General features: G+C 33.8%; 15 protein-coding genes. 5 read left to right on the top strand and 10 right to left on the bottom strand.

What is annotated here, in order from left to right; translation table 11 throughout:
• Position 1 precedes the first annotated feature (1 nt).
• A complete protein-coding gene (locus ACEN2K_RS02115) occupies positions 2–1,201 on the top strand; it encodes an ABC transporter permease (protein ID WP_441757659.1) in 1,200 nt (399 codons plus the stop codon).
• A gap of 84 nt (positions 1,202–1,285) precedes the next feature.
• Here ACEN2K_RS02115 and dusB read toward each other — a convergent pair whose 3' ends face one another.
• The 3 genes from dusB to ACEN2K_RS02100 are packed head-to-tail and all read right to left on the bottom strand — an operon-like array spanning position 1,286 to position 4,348.
• Positions 1,286–2,278, bottom strand: a complete 993-nt coding sequence (gene dusB, locus ACEN2K_RS02110) for a tRNA dihydrouridine synthase DusB (RefSeq protein WP_441757658.1) — start codon at positions 2,276–2,278, stop codon at positions 1,286–1,288.
• A 44-nt stretch (positions 2,279–2,322) separates the two neighbouring features.
• Positions 2,323–3,090, bottom strand: a complete 768-nt coding sequence (locus ACEN2K_RS02105) for a TIGR03915 family putative DNA repair protein (RefSeq protein ID WP_441757657.1) — start codon at positions 3,088–3,090, stop codon at positions 2,323–2,325.
• Entirely contained in the window at positions 3,068–4,348 is a 1,281-nt protein-coding gene (locus ACEN2K_RS02100; RefSeq protein WP_441757656.1) for a putative DNA modification/repair radical SAM protein, read from the bottom strand. Before ACEN2K_RS02100 ends, ACEN2K_RS02105 begins: the two co-directional genes overlap by 23 nt.
• Before the next feature lie 190 nt (positions 4,349–4,538).
• Between ACEN2K_RS02100 and lepA the strand changes: the two genes are divergently transcribed.
• Positions 4,539–6,335 (top strand): translation elongation factor 4, encoded by a 1,797-nt coding sequence (lepA, locus tag ACEN2K_RS02095; protein WP_441757655.1) that lies wholly within the window; start codon positions 4,539–4,541, stop codon positions 6,333–6,335.
• 119 nt (positions 6,336–6,454) lie between these two features.
• On the opposite strand, the gene ACEN2K_RS02090 is transcribed toward lepA, so the two are convergent.
• Positions 6,455–7,387 carry a 1-phosphofructokinase family hexose kinase gene (locus ACEN2K_RS02090; protein ID WP_441757654.1) on the bottom strand — a complete coding sequence of 311 codons (933 nt, stop codon included), beginning with the start codon at positions 7,385–7,387 and terminating at the stop codon, positions 6,455–6,457.
• A 131-nt stretch (positions 7,388–7,518) separates the two neighbouring features.
• Here ACEN2K_RS02090 and thiL point away from each other — a divergent pair, with 131 nt between their 5' ends.
• Complete coding sequence (gene thiL, locus ACEN2K_RS02085; RefSeq protein WP_441757653.1) at positions 7,519–8,562, top strand: thiamine-phosphate kinase; 1,044 nt, start codon at positions 7,519–7,521, stop codon at positions 8,560–8,562.
• Positions 8,563–8,609: 47 nt separating this feature from the next.
• Here the strand turns inward: thiL and ACEN2K_RS02080 are convergent, their stop codons facing one another.
• The 5 genes from ACEN2K_RS02080 to ACEN2K_RS02060 form a co-directional block, all read right to left on the bottom strand.
• Positions 8,610–9,302: a response regulator gene (locus ACEN2K_RS02080; protein ID WP_441757652.1), complete on the bottom strand. Its 693-nt coding sequence runs from the start codon at positions 9,300–9,302 to the stop codon at positions 8,610–8,612.
• Position 9,303: 1 nt separating this feature from the next.
• A complete protein-coding gene (locus ACEN2K_RS02075; RefSeq protein ID WP_441757651.1) occupies positions 9,304–11,355 on the bottom strand; it encodes a tetratricopeptide repeat-containing sensor histidine kinase in 2,052 nt (683 codons plus the stop codon).
• A gap of 118 nt (positions 11,356–11,473) precedes the next feature.
• Positions 11,474–11,785: a 3-oxoacyl-ACP reductase gene (locus ACEN2K_RS02070; protein ID WP_441757650.1), complete on the bottom strand. Its 312-nt coding sequence runs from the start codon at positions 11,783–11,785 to the stop codon at positions 11,474–11,476.
• 182 nt (positions 11,786–11,967) lie between these two features.
• Positions 11,968–12,777 (bottom strand): LytR/AlgR family response regulator transcription factor, encoded by an 810-nt coding sequence (locus ACEN2K_RS02065; RefSeq protein ID WP_441757649.1) that lies wholly within the window; start codon positions 12,775–12,777, stop codon positions 11,968–11,970.
• 371 nt (positions 12,778–13,148) lie between these two features.
• Positions 13,149–14,690, bottom strand: coding sequence for a glycine--tRNA ligase (locus ACEN2K_RS02060; protein WP_441757648.1), 1,542 nt, complete (start codon positions 14,688–14,690; stop codon positions 13,149–13,151).
• A 94-nt stretch (positions 14,691–14,784) separates the two neighbouring features.
• On the opposite strand from ACEN2K_RS02060, the gene ACEN2K_RS02055 reads away from it, so the two are divergent.
• Together ACEN2K_RS02055 and ACEN2K_RS02050 are read left to right on the top strand one after the other, a co-directional pair.
• Complete coding sequence (locus ACEN2K_RS02055; RefSeq protein WP_441757647.1) at positions 14,785–15,468, top strand: ComF family protein; 684 nt, start codon at positions 14,785–14,787, stop codon at positions 15,466–15,468.
• 191 nt (positions 15,469–15,659) lie between these two features.
• Entirely contained in the window at positions 15,660–16,268 is a 609-nt protein-coding gene (locus ACEN2K_RS02050; protein WP_441757646.1) for a superoxide dismutase, read from the top strand.
• Between the two features lie 344 nt (positions 16,269–16,612).
• Here ACEN2K_RS02050 and ACEN2K_RS02045 read toward each other — a convergent pair whose 3' ends face one another.
• Positions 16,613–18,511 carry an amidophosphoribosyltransferase gene (locus ACEN2K_RS02045; protein ID WP_441757645.1) on the bottom strand — a complete coding sequence of 633 codons (1,899 nt, stop codon included), beginning with the start codon at positions 18,509–18,511 and terminating at the stop codon, positions 16,613–16,615.
• Between the last annotated feature and the right edge of the window lie 46 nt (positions 18,512–18,557).

Raw genomic sequence — 18,557 nt, 5'->3', positions numbered from 1 at the left:
ATTGAATTTTCCACTTTACATAGCCAAACGTTACATCCTTAGTAACAGTAAAAACAATGCTATTAATATCATTAATCGCATTGCGAGCATGGGTATTATTGTGGGTGCTATGGCTTTGTTTGTAGTATTATCGGTTTTTAGTGGCCTGAAAGTTTTTAGTCTTTCGTTTACTAATGATATTGATCCCGACTTAAAAATTAGCAGCACTCTAGGAAAATCATTTCTTATTTCGCCAGAGCAAGAGGCCAAAATTAAGAAGATTGAAGGTCTTGCTTCTTATTCAAAAATTATAGAAGAACGCGTGTTGTTTGTATTTAATGACAAGCAGGAAGTGACCTATCTAAAAGGTGTTGACAGCAACTTTAACAAAGTCAACGATATTAAAAAAACACTATATAACGGGCAATGGCTGGAGCCAAACACCTATCAAGTGGTTGTGGGTTACGGCATTGCGCAGCAATTTTCGATGGGATTATTAGATTTTAATAATCAGTTGGAAGTTTGGGTTCCTAAACCCGGAAAAGGCACGATTGAAAATGCTGAACAAGCTTTTAATAAAAGTGAGGTGTACCCAATAGGGATTTATGCCATTAGTGAAGATTTAGATTCTAAATATGTTTTTGCTGACATAGGTTTGGCGCAAGAATTATTAGAATATAAAACCAATCAAATTTCAGGAATTGAGATAAAAGAGAAAGAGGGTGCCGATGAAAATGCAATTATAGCAAAACTAAACAGCATCTTCAAAGATAAAATTACCATTAAAAACAGAGCACAACTCAATGAGTCTTTGTATAAAATGTTGAATACTGAAAATATTGCGGTATACTTAATTTTTACTCTTGTGATTGTAGTAGCGCTTTTTAACTTGATTGGCGCGCTAATTATGATGATTCTAGACAAAAAAGGCAATCTTAAAACGCTTTTTAATCTAGGGACCGAAATCAAAGATTTGAGAAAGATATTTTTACTACAAGGGACTTTATTAAGTGTTTTTGGAGGGCTTATCGGTTTGACTTTAGGGATAGTTATTGTGTTACTGCAGCAACATTTTCAACTGGTGATGATTACGCCAACACTGGCTTATCCAGTTATTTTTTCTATCGAAAATGTGTTAATAGTAATGGGAACGATTGTGACACTAGGATTTATTGCTTCATTAATTGCAAGTAGCCGAGTGAGTAAGAAGTTGCTAGAATAATATTTCAGATTTATATAAAAAAATTCCACTAATTTGTAGAAATTGATTCTTACAAATTAGTGGAATTTCTTTTTAAGTGTATTTTTAAGCTACCTCATAACCAGCATATGCCTGTTCTATACTATCTAGAATTGCAAACAACTCTTGAGGGTTATCTTGTGTAACTAATTGCTGCTTGAACGGTTTGAAAGAATGGATTCCTTTGAAGTAGTTAGTGTAATGCGGACGGGTTTCTACAATTCCTAATCTTTCTCCTTTCCACTCCATTGCCCAAGTTAAGTGATTACGTACTGCTGCAACTCTGTCAACAACTGTAGGCTTAGCCATATGTTCTCCTGTTTCAAAGAAATGCTTGATTTCGTTAAAAATCCAAGGATAACCTATCGCAGCACGACCAATCATAATTCCGTCAATACCATATTCATTTTTATATTGTAATGCTTTTTCAGGACTGTCAATATCTCCGTTACCAAAAATAGGCATGGTGATTCTAGGATTGTTTTTTACACGAGCAATATGCGACCAGTCAGAATGCCCTTTGTACATTTGAGCACGCGTTCTAGCGTGAATACTCAAAGCAGCAACACCTATATCTTGCAAACGCTCAGCAACCTCATCAATATTAATCGAGCTATCGTCCCAACCTAAACGGGTTTTTACCGTTACCGGTAAATGCGTACTATCAATAACCGCTTGTGTTAAACGAATCATCAAGTCAACATCTTTTAAAACTCCAGCACCAGCACCCTTACAAACTACCTTTTTTACTGGACAACCAAAGTTGATATCAATAATATCAGGATTTACTGTTGAAACAATTTTCGAAGACAATGCCATAGCTTCCTCATCACCTCCAAAAATTTGAATCCCAACAGGGCGTTCATAATCGAAAATATCCAGTTTCATGCGGCTTTTTATGGCATCACGAATCAATCCTTCTGAAGAAATAAACTCAGAGTACATCATATCGGCACCATGCATTTTACACAACCTACGAAAAGGTGGGTCGCTCACATCTTCCATAGGTGCAAGTAGTAAAGGGAAATCAGGTAATTCTATGTTGCCAATCTTAATCATCTTCGTTTAATTTTTTGCAAAAATACGGTTTTCTAAAGGATTGCCTAAAATATTTTTTTTTCAGTTAAATATTTCCAGTATCGCTTAGGCACATGCTGCACATGCAGCTTCATATTTTTTCTTTCTTTTATATTGGTATGATCGAAATACTCGACCCATAATTTTTGGTAATTTATTTCTTTTTCGTCGTAAATCGCCTCTTCATTTTGGAGCTTTTTTTCGGCGTCAGCGTCTAATGTCACTATTTCTGTATTTTCTAAATCGTAGTACACTCCATAGCCTCTTTTAAAATCATAAATCAACCATTTTTGATCTTGATACCTGTTTTTGAAGTGCCTCACAATTAAAGTTAACACATTAAAATCGGGATAGATTTTAGCAAAATAGATGCCGTCTTTCAACAATTCGAATCTGATAAAAGCTTCCATTCGATGCTTCTCCCTCCCTACGCTTTTTACTAATTTGGAAACCTTAAGAACATCAGAATTGGAGAAATCAGCAAATACATTTTTTTCAGAATTATCAACAGCGTATTTAATTGCTCTAAATAAAATATTTTCAGCATCTTCTGTCTCAGAAAAAAATGCATACAAAATTTGTCTCACACCTTCTTTACCCAACTGCTTCTCTATACGCGCCAATACTCGATCTGACTTTTCATCATCTGTAATTACAGTGATGATTTCGGCAAAAAGTACATTTTGGGCTTTATCAGCACCAATGATGGAAACGTCTTGGTATTTGTATTCGAAAATTTCGAAAACAGCAGTAAAAAAACCCTCTAATGTATTATCGTAAGAAAGAATCGTCATTTAAAAGTGATAATTGATTGCTGAAAGGATTTTCGAATTTGCTCTTGGTGTCTTTTAGAATAATGTCTTTTAAATTGACTGCATCGAGAAAATCCAGACTTCTATTTGCATTCGCAACAGAAATAAAATATTTGGCTCTATTAGTCGATACACCTATTTTCTTAATATGCTCTAAAGTCAGATTTTTAAAACGTCGTGCTTGAATAATTTTGTAGGCTGATTTGACTCCAATTCCCGGAACTCTCAAAATCATTTCTAAAGGCGCTGTTTGAATCATTACCGGAAACTTATCGACATTTCGCAATGCCCAACTCATTTTTGGATCTACCTCTAAGTCTAAAAACGGATTGTTTTGCTCGAGAATTTCATTGGCTTTAAAGCCATAAAAACGCATCAACCAGTCGGCTTGATACAATCTATTTTCACGTACTAACGGCACTTGCGAACCTAAAGCTGGCAAACGAGCATCATTTGAAACAGGTACGTAACCCGAATAATACACACGCTTTAAATTAAAATTTTTGTAAAAATGATCTGCTACTTTTATAATTTGTAAGTCGGTTTCTGGAGTGGCTCCCACAATTACTTGTGTACTTTGTCCCGCGGGTGCAAACTTAGGTGTTGACTTAATAATTTTCTTCTCGTCTTTGTATATGAGGATTTCGTTTTTTACAAAATCCATCGGTTTAATCATTTGCTGGTGACTCTTGTCTGGCGCAAGCAATTTTAGACCAGACTCTGTTGGGATTTCAAGATTCATACTTAATCGATCTGCATACAAGCCTGCTTCACGCATGAGCTCATCACTCGCATCAGGAATACTCTTTAAATGAATGTACCCATTAAAATTGTGCTCTAAACGCAATTTTTTTGCCACTCTCACGAGTCGTTCCATCGTATAATCGGCATTTTTAAAAATACCAGAACTTAAAAATAATCCTTCGATATAATTTCTTCTGTAAAAACTCATGGTTAAGTCTACAACCTCATCTACGGTAAATGCAGCACGTTGTATGTCGTTGCTAATGCGAGTCACGCAATAAGCACAATCATAGATGCAGAAGTTAGTTAATAATATTTTTAATAAAGACACGCAGCGCCCATCTTCAGTATAAGTGTGGCAAATACCAGTTGCTGATGAGTCGCCTAATCCTTTTGATATGTTCTTTCTATTACCTCCGCTTGACGAACAAGAAACATCATATTTAGCAGCATCTGCTAGGATTTCCAGTTTTTCTTTTACTCTATCGTAATTCAAATTTTTAAAATTTAAGGGATACAAATTTAGTGATAAAAACGTATTATCTCTCAAACAACCAAACATTTAAGATTTGTTTAATGTTTCAATTTATCTTTTAAAATAGTACACAAAATGTTTAAAACTTTGCCCTATATTTGCACATTCAAATATCAAATGTATTTTGATACTAATTGACTGATTTACGAAGATGAAAAAAATAAGGAATTTTTGCATTATTGCACATATTGATCACGGTAAGAGTACACTAGCTGACCGTTTATTAGGCGCTACACAAACGGTTACTGCACGTCAAGAAAAGGCACAACTACTAGACAATATGGACCTAGAGCGTGAGCGTGGGATTACCATTAAAAGTCATGCCATCCAGATGGAATATACGTACAAAGGAGAGGAATACATCCTTAACTTAATCGATACTCCTGGACACGTAGATTTCTCATATGAGGTTTCTAGATCAATCGCTGCTTGTGAAGGTGCCTTATTGATTGTAGATGCTGCACAAAGCATTCAAGCACAAACGATTTCGAATTTATATCTTGCTTTAGAAAATGACTTGGAAATCATTCCAGTATTGAATAAAGTCGATTTACCATCTGCTAATCCAGAAGAGGTTAGTGACGATATCATTGATTTATTAGGGTGTAAACTGGAGGATATTATTCATGCTTCAGGGAAAACAGGCTTTGGTGTCGAAAATATTTTGGCTGCCATTATTGAAAAAATTCCACCACCATCAGGAAATAAAGACGAACCATTACAAGCGCTGATATTTGACTCTCATTACAACCCATTTAGAGGAATTGAAGTTATTTTTAGAGTAGTGAACGGCGAAATCAAAAAAGGGCAAAAAATTAAATTCATGGCCACTGGCAATGAATATTTTGCTGACGAAATAGGTACATTAAAATTAAACCAAGTTCCGAAACAAGTGATTTCGGCTGGAGATGTTGGGTATTTAATTTCGGGTATTAAAGAAGCTAAAGAAGTAAAAGTGGGTGATACATTAACGGATGCTAAAACGCCAACCACAAATGTAATTACAGGTTTTGAGGATGTGAAACCAATGGTATTTGCTGGAATCTACCCTGTAGATACGGAAGATTATGAAGAGTTAAGAAACTCTATGGAAAAATTACAATTGAACGATGCTTCACTTGTGTTTTTACCTGAGAGTTCGGCTGCATTAGGATTTGGTTTCCGTTGTGGATTCTTAGGAATGCTACACATGGAAATTATTCAGGAGCGTCTGGAACGTGAGTTCAATATGACGGTAATCACTACGGTTCCTAACGTTTCTTACCATGCATTTACAAAGAAAGATCCTGACACAGTTCTAGTGGTAAACAACCCATCTGACTTGCCAGAGCCTTCTCGTTTAGATCATGTGGAAGAGCCTTTTATAAAAGCTACTATTATTACAAAAGCCGATTACGTAGGAAACGTAATGAGTTTATGTATCGAAAAACGTGGTTTGATTACCAATCAAACGTATTTGACTACTGAAAGAGTTGAGTTGACTTTTGATATGCCTCTAGCAGAAATTGTATTTGACTTTTACGATCGTTTAAAAACTGTTTCAAAAGGATACGCCTCATTTGACTACACACCTATCGGGATGCGTACATCCAACTTAGTGAAAGTAGATATTTTATTAAATGCGACTATTGTTGATGCTTTATCTTCACTGATGCACGTTGATAATGCTTATTCTATTGGTAAAAAAATGTGTGAAAAGTTGAAGGAATTAATACCGCGTCAACAATTTGATATTCCCGTACAAGCGGCGATTGGTGTGAAAGTGATTTCTCGTGAAACGATCAAAGCATTACGTAAAGATGTAACTGCTAAATGTTACGGTGGAGATATTTCTAGAAAGCGTAAGTTACTTGAAAAACAAAAGAAAGGTAAAAAACGTATGAGACTTGTAGGTAACGTAGAGATTCCTCAAGAAGCGTTTATGGCTGTACTGAAACTGAATGATTAAATCTTTTTTATAGAGAATAGAAGAAAGAAGCAACAACAAAGTGGAACCCTGACGATGTAAAAATGGTCAGGGTTTTTTATTTGAATTCTCGAACGCTGAAACATTCAAACTTAAAATAATCACTTTCCTTTCAACCATTCAAACAAACGTTTGGCGTCTTCTAATTTAAACAATTGGGTTCCCTCATTCATCGTTGCTGCTGAACCGCAGGCTACACCCCATCGCAATACTTCCTTCAAATTTTTATTTTGCGAAAGCGCCCACACCATTCCTCCTACCATACTGTCTCCTGCACCTACCGTACTTTTCTTTGCTACATTTGGAGCCGGAACATAATCATAGGAATCTTTGGTTACTAAAACTGCTCCTTGCGGACCTAGCGAAACAACTACAATTTCAGTCCCTCCTTGGGTAATAATTTTTTTAGCAGCTTCATTTACCTCTTCCATTTCAAGGCGTTCAACACCTACTAATTTAGCCAACTCTCCTACATTAGGCTTAATCATATAAACACCTGTTTCGACTACTTTTTGCAATGACTCTCCAGAAGTGTCTACGATAATTTTTGTATTTGCTTTTTTAGCTATTTCGGCAATCTGTTGATAAAAATTGCTAGCTAAACCTTCGTTTAAACTCCCGCTCAAAACTAAATATTCAGCTTTGATGCTTGCTATTTTAGTGAGTATGCTTTCTTTCTCCATATCGGAAAGAGGAGCTCCTGGAAAACCAAAGCGGTATTGAGAGTTAGTATTATCATCTACTGCAACAAAACTTTCTCGGGTCCAGTTTTGAACTGCTATGGGATCAATAGCAATTGATTCATTGGTTAATAATTCTTCTATAATAGCACCTGTTGGACCGCCCGAAGTAAAAACTGCTAAAGATTCCCCTTCTAATCGAGCTATCGCTTTAGAAACATTAATTCCGCCACCTCCTGCATCATATCTGGGTGCATCACATCTTATCTTTTGTTCAGGAACTAAACCTCTCAAGTGAGTGCTTTTATCCAAGGCTGGATTTACAGTTAGGGTAACAATGTTAGATGGTTTCATTTTGCGCTTTTTAATTTCACTTAAAGATGCAAAAAAAATATTAATCCGATTACTAAATATGAAAATCTATTCAACTTTAATCCATTTAAGCTATTCTACTTTGTACCTTTGCTGCATTGAAACTTAACATAATGATTGAAGATAAAAACCCACAACGAACTAGTATTGCTCAATTAGGAGAATTTGGTTTGATTGACCATTTAACAAAAAATTTCCAAATTACTCAGTCATCAACACTTAAAGGGATTGGTGACGACGCTGCTGTTTTGGATTTTAAAGATAAAAAAGTAGTTGTTTCTACTGATTTAATGATTGAAGGCGTGCATTTTGATTTGGCTTATATGCCTTTGAAACACTTAGGATATAAAGCTGTTGTTAGCAACATTTCTGATATCTGCGCGATGAATGCTAAAGCGACTCAAATCACTGTTTCTGTAGCAGTCTCAAACAGATTTCCGCTAGAAGCTTTGGACGAATTATTTGAAGGTATCAATCATGCCGCAATAGAGTACAAAGTTGATGTTATTGGTGGCGATACAACCTCCTCGCAAAAAGGTTTGATTATTAGTATCACTGCTATTGGCGAAGCAGATGAAGAAGAACTGGTATACAGGAATGGAGCTAAGGAAACGGATTTGTTAGTAGTAACAGGCGATATAGGCGCCGCTTACATGGGATTACAAGTTTTGGAAAGAGAGAAACAGGTATTCCAAGTGAATCCTAATTCACAACCTGATTTAGATGCATACACCTATTTAATAGAACGTCAACTCAAACCAGAAGCTCGAAAAGATGTTCGCACTTTACTGCACGCTCTTGAAATAAAACCTACTTCAATGATTGATATTTCAGATGGTTTATCCTCTGAAATTATGCATTTATGCAAGCAGTCTGGAGTTGGATGTAATTTATATGAAGACAAATTACCTCTTGATCCACAATTAATCAATGTTTGTGAAGAATTTGATATCGATAGTACTACTGTAGCTATTAATGGTGGTGAAGATTACGAATTGCTTTTCACAATTGCCATGGAAGATTTTGAAAAAATAAAAGCCAACCCCAACTTTTCAATAATTGGTCATATGACACAAGAAAGCGAAGGTATCCATCTTGTTACGAGAGCCAATACTAAAATTGCCCTCAAAGCGCGCGGTTGGAACGCTATAACCTAAAAATAATAAAAAAGGACATTTTAAAAAATGTCCTTTTTTTTATACGTTTAAAATAATAGCCCTTTGTTTCTAGCTGCTCTAACGAGTTCGATGTCACTTCCATCAGTTACATCTAATAACTCTTTGAGATTCAACTTCCTTGCCTCTATGGCGTTTAAGGATATCGGAATATATTGTGGCATGTCTTTCGCTCTAGTTCCTTTAGAAAGATGAAACAAAATTTGTTTATCGAATAAGTCAATTTCGATACTATGCTCTTGCGACTCCAGCATCTTAATAACTGATTGACTGTAATATCTTTCATTTTTAATAACCTTATCAAAAGCAAATAATAATTCATCAAAGGTCAAGTCATTTTTAATAACCAGTCCGTTCGGATTTATGCTATTAATGATAGTTTGTATTTTTAAAAATTCAGTGAACATGGTTAACAAAATAATTTTGCATTCGGGCATGAACTCTAAAATCAATCTGGCTAAATCCTCTCCAGAATAAAGTCCTTTTTCCTCATATGAAGGCATGCTGATATCTAAGAAAGCAATATCAAAAGAGGGAGTGTTGGGGTTTGTAATAATATTATACGCCGACTCACAGTCTTTAGCTTCATCAATCACAAACTCATATTGATCAGGATTATACCTTGTTATTGCATTTTTGTAGCCTTGTATAATAAAAGGATGATCATCAACAATTAAAATATTATTCTTAATGCTAGTTATAGCAGCAGAGTTGCTTGTCATTTTATGTAGGTATTTGTTTTTGTTCTAATGGGACTGTAACAGTAATGGTGGTTCCTTCTGCTTTCTTTGATTTTATAGTAAACAAACCATTACATTCTTTTGTTCGAGAAATCATGTTTTGTAAACCAATTCCTTTCTTCTTTGCTTTAGTATTAAATCCTAAACCATCATCATTTATTACTAAAACTATATTCTCTTCTTGCTTTCTTAAATCAATTTTAATCGTATTCGCTTTTGCGTATTTATTGATATTTTGAAGTGATTCCTGAATTATACGGTACAAATTAATTTTAACAGAGTTAATTACATCTTCCCATTTTATATTAGAATCAATGTTGGTTATCAATTTTGCATGAAAAGTTTTCCTTTGTTCTTCAAACAAATTATCAACAATGGCTACGAAGTTATTAATTAATTCTGATTTTTCTCTATTTAAATCGTGAGATATTTCACGAATATCCTGTTCAATGTTCTTTAATTCTGATAAATAACTTGTTCTTTGGGCTACTGCCATTTCATCTTGATAAGAATTTAGTCCATCCAAATTCATTCGAACACCAAACATTCTACCTAGTACACCATCATGTAACTCTTGTGCTACACGCTTTTTTTCCTCCACCCGATTGCTTTCAATGGTATTTTGCTGAGAGATCATTAAGTTGTAAATATCCTCATTAGCTTTTTGTTGCTGTTGTTTGTATAGTAATTCCCTATTTTTAGTTTTCTGGGCCTTTATAATATAGAGGAACAAACCTAATATGGTCAAGACACTGAAAACATATACTAAGTTCCTATTTTGAAGTTCTAGGCTGGAGTTTTGATCTTTGATTTGATCTGTTTCGTATTCTATACGGGCGAATTTATCACCCATCTTTTTTTCCTTATTTTGTAACTCTTCATTTACTTTAATATAATCTTTAGTATACTTTGAAGCATTTTGAGGCTCAATAACAGCTAACTGTTTCAAAGCAACTAAAATATCACGGGAATTTCTTGTCTCTTTAGATAAATGAAATGCTTCCTTTGAGAATTTTAATGCCTTAAGAGTATCTCCTTTTGATGCAAAATACTCAGATAAATGTATTTTATTAATAAAAATTCCAGATGTCAATTTTAAACTATCTCTCAACTTTAGTGAATCAAAAAATAAATCTGGAAGGTTTTCATTATCACCAATTTTAAATTTAGTATAAGCTAAATTATCAAGTAACATAGCGTATACATATGGTTTCTGAATTTTTAAATTTTTCTCTAAAAGACCTTTTTGAAAATAGTTTTTAGCAATTAGATATCGATTCGAATTTAGATATAGAAATCCAATATTATTATAGGTTGTTGCCTTTGATTGAAAAACTTTCGGTATAATGTCATCATCACTAATTTTCAACGCTTTATTATGATAAGCAATTGCATTATCATATTCACCTAACTCACCATAAATAATACCTAAAAGATTATAAGCATCATAGAAAATATTATTAACATTTCTTTCACCTTTTATAACGCGTAATACATTAAATACAGATTTTTCTGAACCTAAAAAATCTCCTGCTTTATATTGCAGATTTGCTTTGTTAATTAAAGTTTTTCCTAAATTAAAATTATCCTTATTATCCTTATACATATTTTCAGCCTTTGAATAAAAATGAAAAGAAGTATCTAAGATTCGTTGAGATTCATAATAGTCCCCTAAGTAGGTATATGCTTTTATTATATTTAAAGTATCTTTAGCATTTTCTGATTTTTCTAAAATATAATGCACTGTTTTGTTAAATGCTTTCCAGTCATTTACATTATAATATCGATTAGCAACTTTAAAAAGATTCGCTCTACCTAGAGAATCATCGGCCTGATTTTCAACTATGTTAAGTGCTTTTTTTGTATATAATAATCTTTTATCCTTCGACAAATTAAAGTCATTGGCCTTTGAGAAATAAATAGAAAGACTATCTTCAGAAGTATTTAAATCATCTTTACCATTCTGCCTTGAAGTACAACTCCAAAATATAATTAACAGAACAAGAATACTAAGTAAAATATTATTATTTTTCAATTTTCGGTATGGAATTTTATCAAAAATAGTAAAATAAAATGATTGATATAAAAAAGGCCATCAAATAAATTTGATGGCCTTTTAATATACTTGATGTACAAAGTATTTAATCCTTTATTTAGTCAACTTTTACATTGCCTCCGGTAGCTGTTCCGCCGATAATATCATCCACTTTAACGTTTCCTCCTGTAGCTGTTCCACCAATGATATCATCAACTTTTACATTTCCACCCGTTGCTGTTCCACCGATAATATCATCAACTTTTACGTTTCCTCCTGTAGCTGTTCCACCGATGATGTCATCAACCTTCACATTTCCTCCTGTAGCTGTTCCCCCAATAATTTCTGGGCTACTTGTTTCTGGAGTTGTAAAAGAAGTTAAAACCATTACTAAAGAAAATAAACTGAATGTTAAGATTGCTTTTTTCATAATTAAGGGGATTTTTTTATGTTGTTTTTTTGATTTTACATTTTTTTGACCTGCTGTTCTAGCAGTATCTTGATGTAAAATTACACAGAGTCCCGACTTTTTTCTTACAAAAAAAGCCCTATATGGTAGATTGCAATCGTTTGAGTGTGGATGATAACCAAATCTGGGTGGATGGCTATTTTTTAAATTTCTAGGTAGTTATTGTTGGAAATTTCGCTTATTATAAGATCTATATTAGTCTTATAACCTTTAGAGAAAGGCAGCTTTGTAGTTGTGTTCTTAATGTAGCATACAGCATTCCCTGTGTGAATTCGGGAGATATAATTACTATTTACAATATAGCTATTGTGTATTCTTATAAAAGGGAAAACAAGAGCACTCTCAAAATGCTTTAATGTTTTAAAAGCTGTGATAAGCTCGCCATTATTTAAATGAATGTCTGTGGAATTATTGTCTGCTTTTAAATAGCATATATCTCTCGTATCAATATACCTGTAATCTCCATAAGATTTAACACACATAATCAGTGGTTGATTTTCTACTGATTTTTCATGCTGGACTACAATTTCAGGTAATGGTTCTGGGGACGATACTAAGGGATCAACTGTTTCTTCTTTAATTGATTTCTTTAACTTTAAAACCATTTTGACAAAATCTGGTCTAGCTAGTGGTTTGAGTAAATAATCGGTTACCTCATATTTCAACGCCTCATAGGCTAAATCCGTTTTAGAAGTAATGACGACTATTTTAGGAATAATTTTTAAATAACGGTGCAGTTCATTGATGAGTAGCAAAGAGAGTTTACTTTGCTTTTTTGCAGGATCAATTTCTAAAAAAACTAGATCGGGGGTATGCTCTAGTACCAAATTTAAACCGTCATCATAATTTTGAGCGGAAGCTATAAAGCTAAGCTCCGAAAAACTATCAGCCACGGCTTTTGTTTTCAAAACACTTTCTTGATTGTCGTCAATAATAATGTACGAATAGTTCATCTATGCTTTTTCCTAAATTGTTAGGTATATTATTAGATGTTTACAGTAAAGCTTACTCTAAAAATTAAATTACTTACAGTAGTTTTGGGAAACTAATTAAATAAAAATTGGTACTTTTAAAACTTAAAACCAACAAACTCCCATTATTTAACAAAATAAATGTACGTGTTTACTGTGTTTTTATTAACAAATGTTCATATAATTTAAATGAATGTTAATATAATTTGTTCAAGTGCAAAAAAATCCGATGAAAGACATAATTAGCAGAGATTGAGCTAGTAAACTATTCACAATTCATTGACGATAATCTTTAAAACACAAAAGACCTTCCTAAACGGAAAGTCTTTTGTGTTTTATAATTAATGAGGTAATTACATTTTCATCAACCAGTTTTTCATCGAAACTTCATTTTCAATAATGGCTTTCAATTCCGAGATCTTAACTCTATCTTGCTTCATTGTATCTCTGTGACGGATAGTTACTGTTTGATCTTCTATAGTTTGATGATCTACTGTAATACAAAAAGGAGTTCCTAGTGCATCTTGCCTTCTATAACGACGCCCAACAGCATCTTTCTCATCATAAGTAACGCTAAAGTCCCATTTAAGATCTTCAATAATTTTATGTGCAATTTCTGGCAATCCATCTTTTTTAACTAATGGCAATACTGCTGCTTTTGTAGGTGCTAAAACTGATGGTAATTTTAACACTGTTCTAGTTGAACCATCTTCTAAAGTTTCTTCTTTAAGACTAGTAGCAAAAACCGCCAAAAACATTCTATCAAGACCTACTGAAGTTTCCACCACATAGGGAACATAATTTTTATTTAATTCAGCATCAAAATACTGTAATTTCCTTCCAGAGAACTTCTCGTGTGCTTTTAAATCAAAATCAGTACGAGAATGAATTCCTTCTAGTTCTTTGAAACCAAATGGGAAATTAAATTCAATATCTGCGGCAGCATTAGCATAATGCGCTAATTTTTCGTGGTCATGGAAGCGGTAGTTTTCTTTTCCTAGTCCTAACGACAAATGCCATTTAAGTCTTGTTTCTTTCCAGAACTCATAATGCTTCATTTCTTCTCCTGGACGAACAAAAAATTGCATTTCCATTTGTTCGAATTCACGCATACGAAAAATGAATTGCCTTGCAACGATTTCATTTCTAAATGCCTTACCCGTTTGAGCAATACCAAAAGGTACTTTCATTCGACCTGATTTTTGTACATTTAAAAAGTTTACAAAAATTCCTTGAGCTGTTTCTGGGCGCAAGTATAAGTCCATAGCAGTATCTGCCGAAGCCCCTAATTTCGTTCCAAACATCAAGTTAAATTGACGAACTTCAGTCCAATTACGAGAACCAGTTTCAGGACAGGCAATTTCTAACTCTTCTATTAATGCTTTCACATCTTCCAAGTCTTCATTCCCCAAAGAACGTCCTAAACGTTCTAATATTTCTCTTTCTTTAGCCTTGTATTCAACAACTCGAGCATTTGTGGTAACAAATTCCTGTTCATTGAAAGCATCTCCAAAGCGTACTCTTGCTTTTTCAATTTCTTTGATTGCTTTTACATTTAGCTTTTCAGCATAATCCTCAATCAAAACATCAGCTCTATATCTTCTCTTTGAATCTTTATTATCAATCAATGGATCATTAAAAGCATCAACGTGTCCAGAAGCCTTCCAAGTAGTAGGATGCATTAATATAGAAGCATCAAGGCCTACTATATTATCATTCATCTGAACCATTGATTTCCACCAATATTCACGAATGTTCTTCTTTAACTCCACTCCGTTTTGTGCATAATCATATACTGCACTCAAACCATCGTAGATTTCGCTTGACGGAAAAATAAATCCGTACTCCTTTGCGTGCGAAACTACATTCTTAAATATATCTTCTTGTTTTGCCATACTGCAAAAATATAAAAAGAGAACTTAAAAAAAAGGAATTAACTGAAGATTGAAGGATTGATTTTCATATTTTTATAAATAAATTAGAAAATGTATGTTAAAAAGCATTATTAATCTATTCTTTCCTAAGACTTGCTGTGGTTGCAATTCTCTCTTACTAACCAATGAAAAGGTAATTTGTACAGAATGCCGACATAAAATTCCATTAACCAACCACCATTTAAACATAGAAAACGAAGCTTTTAAGAAATTTTACGGTAGAACACCTGTTGTACACGCATCTGCATTTCTATATTTTCACAAAAAAGGAATAGTACAGGAACTTATTCACAACTTAAAATATAGAGGTCATCAAGAAATTGGGGAAATATTGGGCAGCTGGTATGCTGCAGATTTGAAAGAGGTTGAAGTCCTGAAAACCGTTGATTGGGTCATTCCTGTTCCACTGCATAAAAGGAAATACAAAGAAAGAGGTTACAATCAAGTAAGCACTTTTGGAAAATCACTAGCACAAGAATTAAATCTAATATATGTGGATACTTTATTATTAAGAACCTCCTATTCAACAACACAATCAAAAAAGAACCGAGTAGCCCGAAGCGAAGGAATTGAATCAGCCTTTGATACTGACTATTCTGAGCAGCACCACAACAAACATTTTTTACTAATAGATGATGTTATTACCACTGGTGCAACACTAGAGTCTTGTTCAAGAGCATTATTAAAAATCCCAGGTGCAAAGATTAGTATTGTCTGTATGGCTATAGCTGAATCCTAAATAAAAATTTGGATCAAAACAAAATTAGGATAGGGGAAAAAGTATTGATAATTAGAAAATAAGACATAAGAAAACTGAAAAACGACGCTACTATCAATTTATTTAATGAAATTATAACAAAATACAATTTTCAATTCCAAAGTTAAATGATTAAATTTGGATAAAATTATAAATTATTAAACAAACATATTATGGCTTTTGAATTACCTCAGTTACCATATGCGTATGACGCATTGGAACCAAATATTGATGCACGCACAATGGAAATTCACCATTCAAAGCATCATAATGCTTATACTACCAACCTAAATGCCGCTATTGCTGGTACTGATATGGAAGGAAAAACAATCGAAAATATTTTAATTAATCTAGACATGAAAAATACTGCTGTTCGCAACAACGGTGGTGGTTTTTACAATCATAATCTGTTCTGGACTGTAATGTCACCTAACGGCGGAGGTCTTCCTACAGGGGATTTATTAGCAGCAATTGAAAACGATTTTGGTAGTTTTGATGAATTCAGAGCTAAATTTAGTAAAGCGGGAGCAACTCAGTTTGGTTCAGGATGGGCATGGTTATGTGTACATAAAGGAGGAAAACTAGATATTTGCGGAACTCCTAATCAAGATAACCCATTAATGCCTGGTGTAGGTTGTGGTGGTACTCCAATTTTAGGAATGGACGTTTGGGAACATGCTTATTACTTGCATTACCAAAACAGAAGACCAGACTATATCGAAGCATTTTTCAATGTAATTAACTGGACAGAAGTTTCTAGAAGATTTGCTTCAGAGAAATAGTTTTTTTTACAAAAACACACAAAATAGACAAATTGACTGAAAAGTAAGTTTGTCTATTTTTTTTGCCTTCACATTAAGCAGATTACATTTTTTAAGGAATGAATACCACTAAAAAAAGACAAATACGCCATAGCTTATTTGTCTTTCTTATTTATATACTTTTTGTACTTGACTTTATTCCAATAAAAAAGGTGGAATTCCTTCCACCCTTTTTGCCCCAAATCTACCATAAACTTAACCTACTAATTTTATGGTTCACCAAATTTATGGTAGAAGGGTTTTACAAACAAATATTTAAGACGAACAACCCATAAAACCGATAAAAAACCTTATCAGTACGATTTTTAGTATGCTCGTGCATCTTTACCTTCATAAAAATTCATAAATGCTCTATTGACAACTCTGTTTCCTCCTGGTGTAGGATAGTCTCCTGTGAAATACCAATCTCCAAGATTTTTCGGACAAGCAATATGCAAATCTTCTACCGTTTGAAATATAATTTTCACCTCGGCTTTAATTTCTGGAGAACTCAGCATCTCAGCAATTTTATCTGAAACTTCTTGTGGTTCAAAAGGAGCATATATAGCGGTTACATAATTTACTACTTCAGTATCCACAAAGTTTTCTTGTGCTTTACACTTAGCGTATACTTCATCAACAATATGGTATAGATTTCTTTCTTTTAATAATGCTAGTGCCGCCCTGAAAGCAACAAGGCCTTCTAGTTTAGCCATGTCGATTCCGTAGCAATCTGGAAATCTAATTTGAGGCGCTGATGAAACAACCACAATTCGTTTGGGATTCAAACGATCCATCATTTTAATTATACTCATCTTTAAAGTAGTACCTCTTACAATACTATCGTCTATTATCACCAAGTTATCCGTAGGTTTGATAACTCCATAAGTAACATCATAAACATGTGCTACAAGATCATCACGACTACTGTCTTCAGTAATAAACGTTCTTAACTTAGCGTCTTTAATAGCAACTTTTTCAGTACGTATTTTTACAGAAAGTAGTTCTTGCAAACTTTCTGCTGTTAAAGTATCTCTATTTTTAAGTATGAAATTGTTTTTTCTTTGGTTCAAAAAGTCTTGAGCTGCTTCCACTAAACCATAAAAGGAAGTCTCGGCAGTATTCGGGATATATGAAAAAACAGTATTGTCAGTATCTTGATCAATTGATTTTAAAACTGCGGGCAAAATTAATCGCCCTAAGTTTTTTCTTTCTTGATATATTTCAGCATCACTTCCTCTAGAGAAATAGATTCGTTCAAAAGAACAGGCTTTTTTTACTGTAGGTGTTAAAATTTCCTGCATGGAAACAGTACCATTCTTTTTAATAATCAATGCATTTCCTGGTTCAATTTCCTGTACACTTTCAAAGGGAACATTAAATACAGTTTGGATCACTGGTCGCTCAGAAGCCACAACTACTACTTCATCATCTTGATAAAAATAAGCGGGACGTATTCCTGCTGGGTCTCTAAAGACAAATGCATCTCCATGACCTAACAATCCTGCCATAGCATAACCTCCATCTAAATTCTTAGAAGCTCTGGTTAAAATTTTAGCAACATCTAATTTTTCAGCAATTACTGGTGAAGCCTCTCTTTTAGACAAACCGTTATTTTTACACTCTTGGTATAAATCAGTAACTTCATCATCAAGGAAGTGTCCTATTTTTTCCATTACAGTAACGGTATCAGCCATTTCTTTTGGATGTTGACCTAATTCCACCAAACTATTAAATAGCTCTTTAACATTAGTCATATTAAAGTTACCTGCTAATATCAAGTTTCTGTGCATCCAGTTGTTTTGACGTAAAAACGGGTGAACACTCTCAATACTATTTTTACCAAAAGTTCCGTAACGTACATGCCCTAAGAACAACTCTCCTATATATGGAATCTTTGCTTTTTGAAGCGCAACATTATCTGCATATTCAGGATTTGAGGTCATTTCCTCATTGATACGGTCATTTATTTGAGCAAACACATCTTGTATAGGCTGCGAATGATTTGAACGTACCCGACTGATGTACCTTTCTCCAGGTTCTACATCTAATTTGATACTTGCAAATCCAGCTCCGTCTTGACCACGGTTGTGTTGCTTTTCCATAAGGAGATACATTTTTTGTATTCCGTAAAAAGCAGTACCGTATTTCTCTTTGTAATACTCAAGCGGTTTAAGTAGTCTAACTAATGCTATTCCACACTCATGTTGTAAAGCGTCGCTCATTGTGTTGTTGTTTGTTGTGTTGTTATTCTTAAAATATAAAAAGTCT

This window comes from Flavobacterium sp. W21_SRS_FM3 (genome assembly GCF_052113625.1).
In the GTDB taxonomy this organism is placed as follows: domain Bacteria; phylum Bacteroidota; class Bacteroidia; order Flavobacteriales; family Flavobacteriaceae; genus Flavobacterium.
Note: the sequence above shows the minus strand (reverse complement) of the source record. Positions and strands in the feature narration are given on the sequence as shown.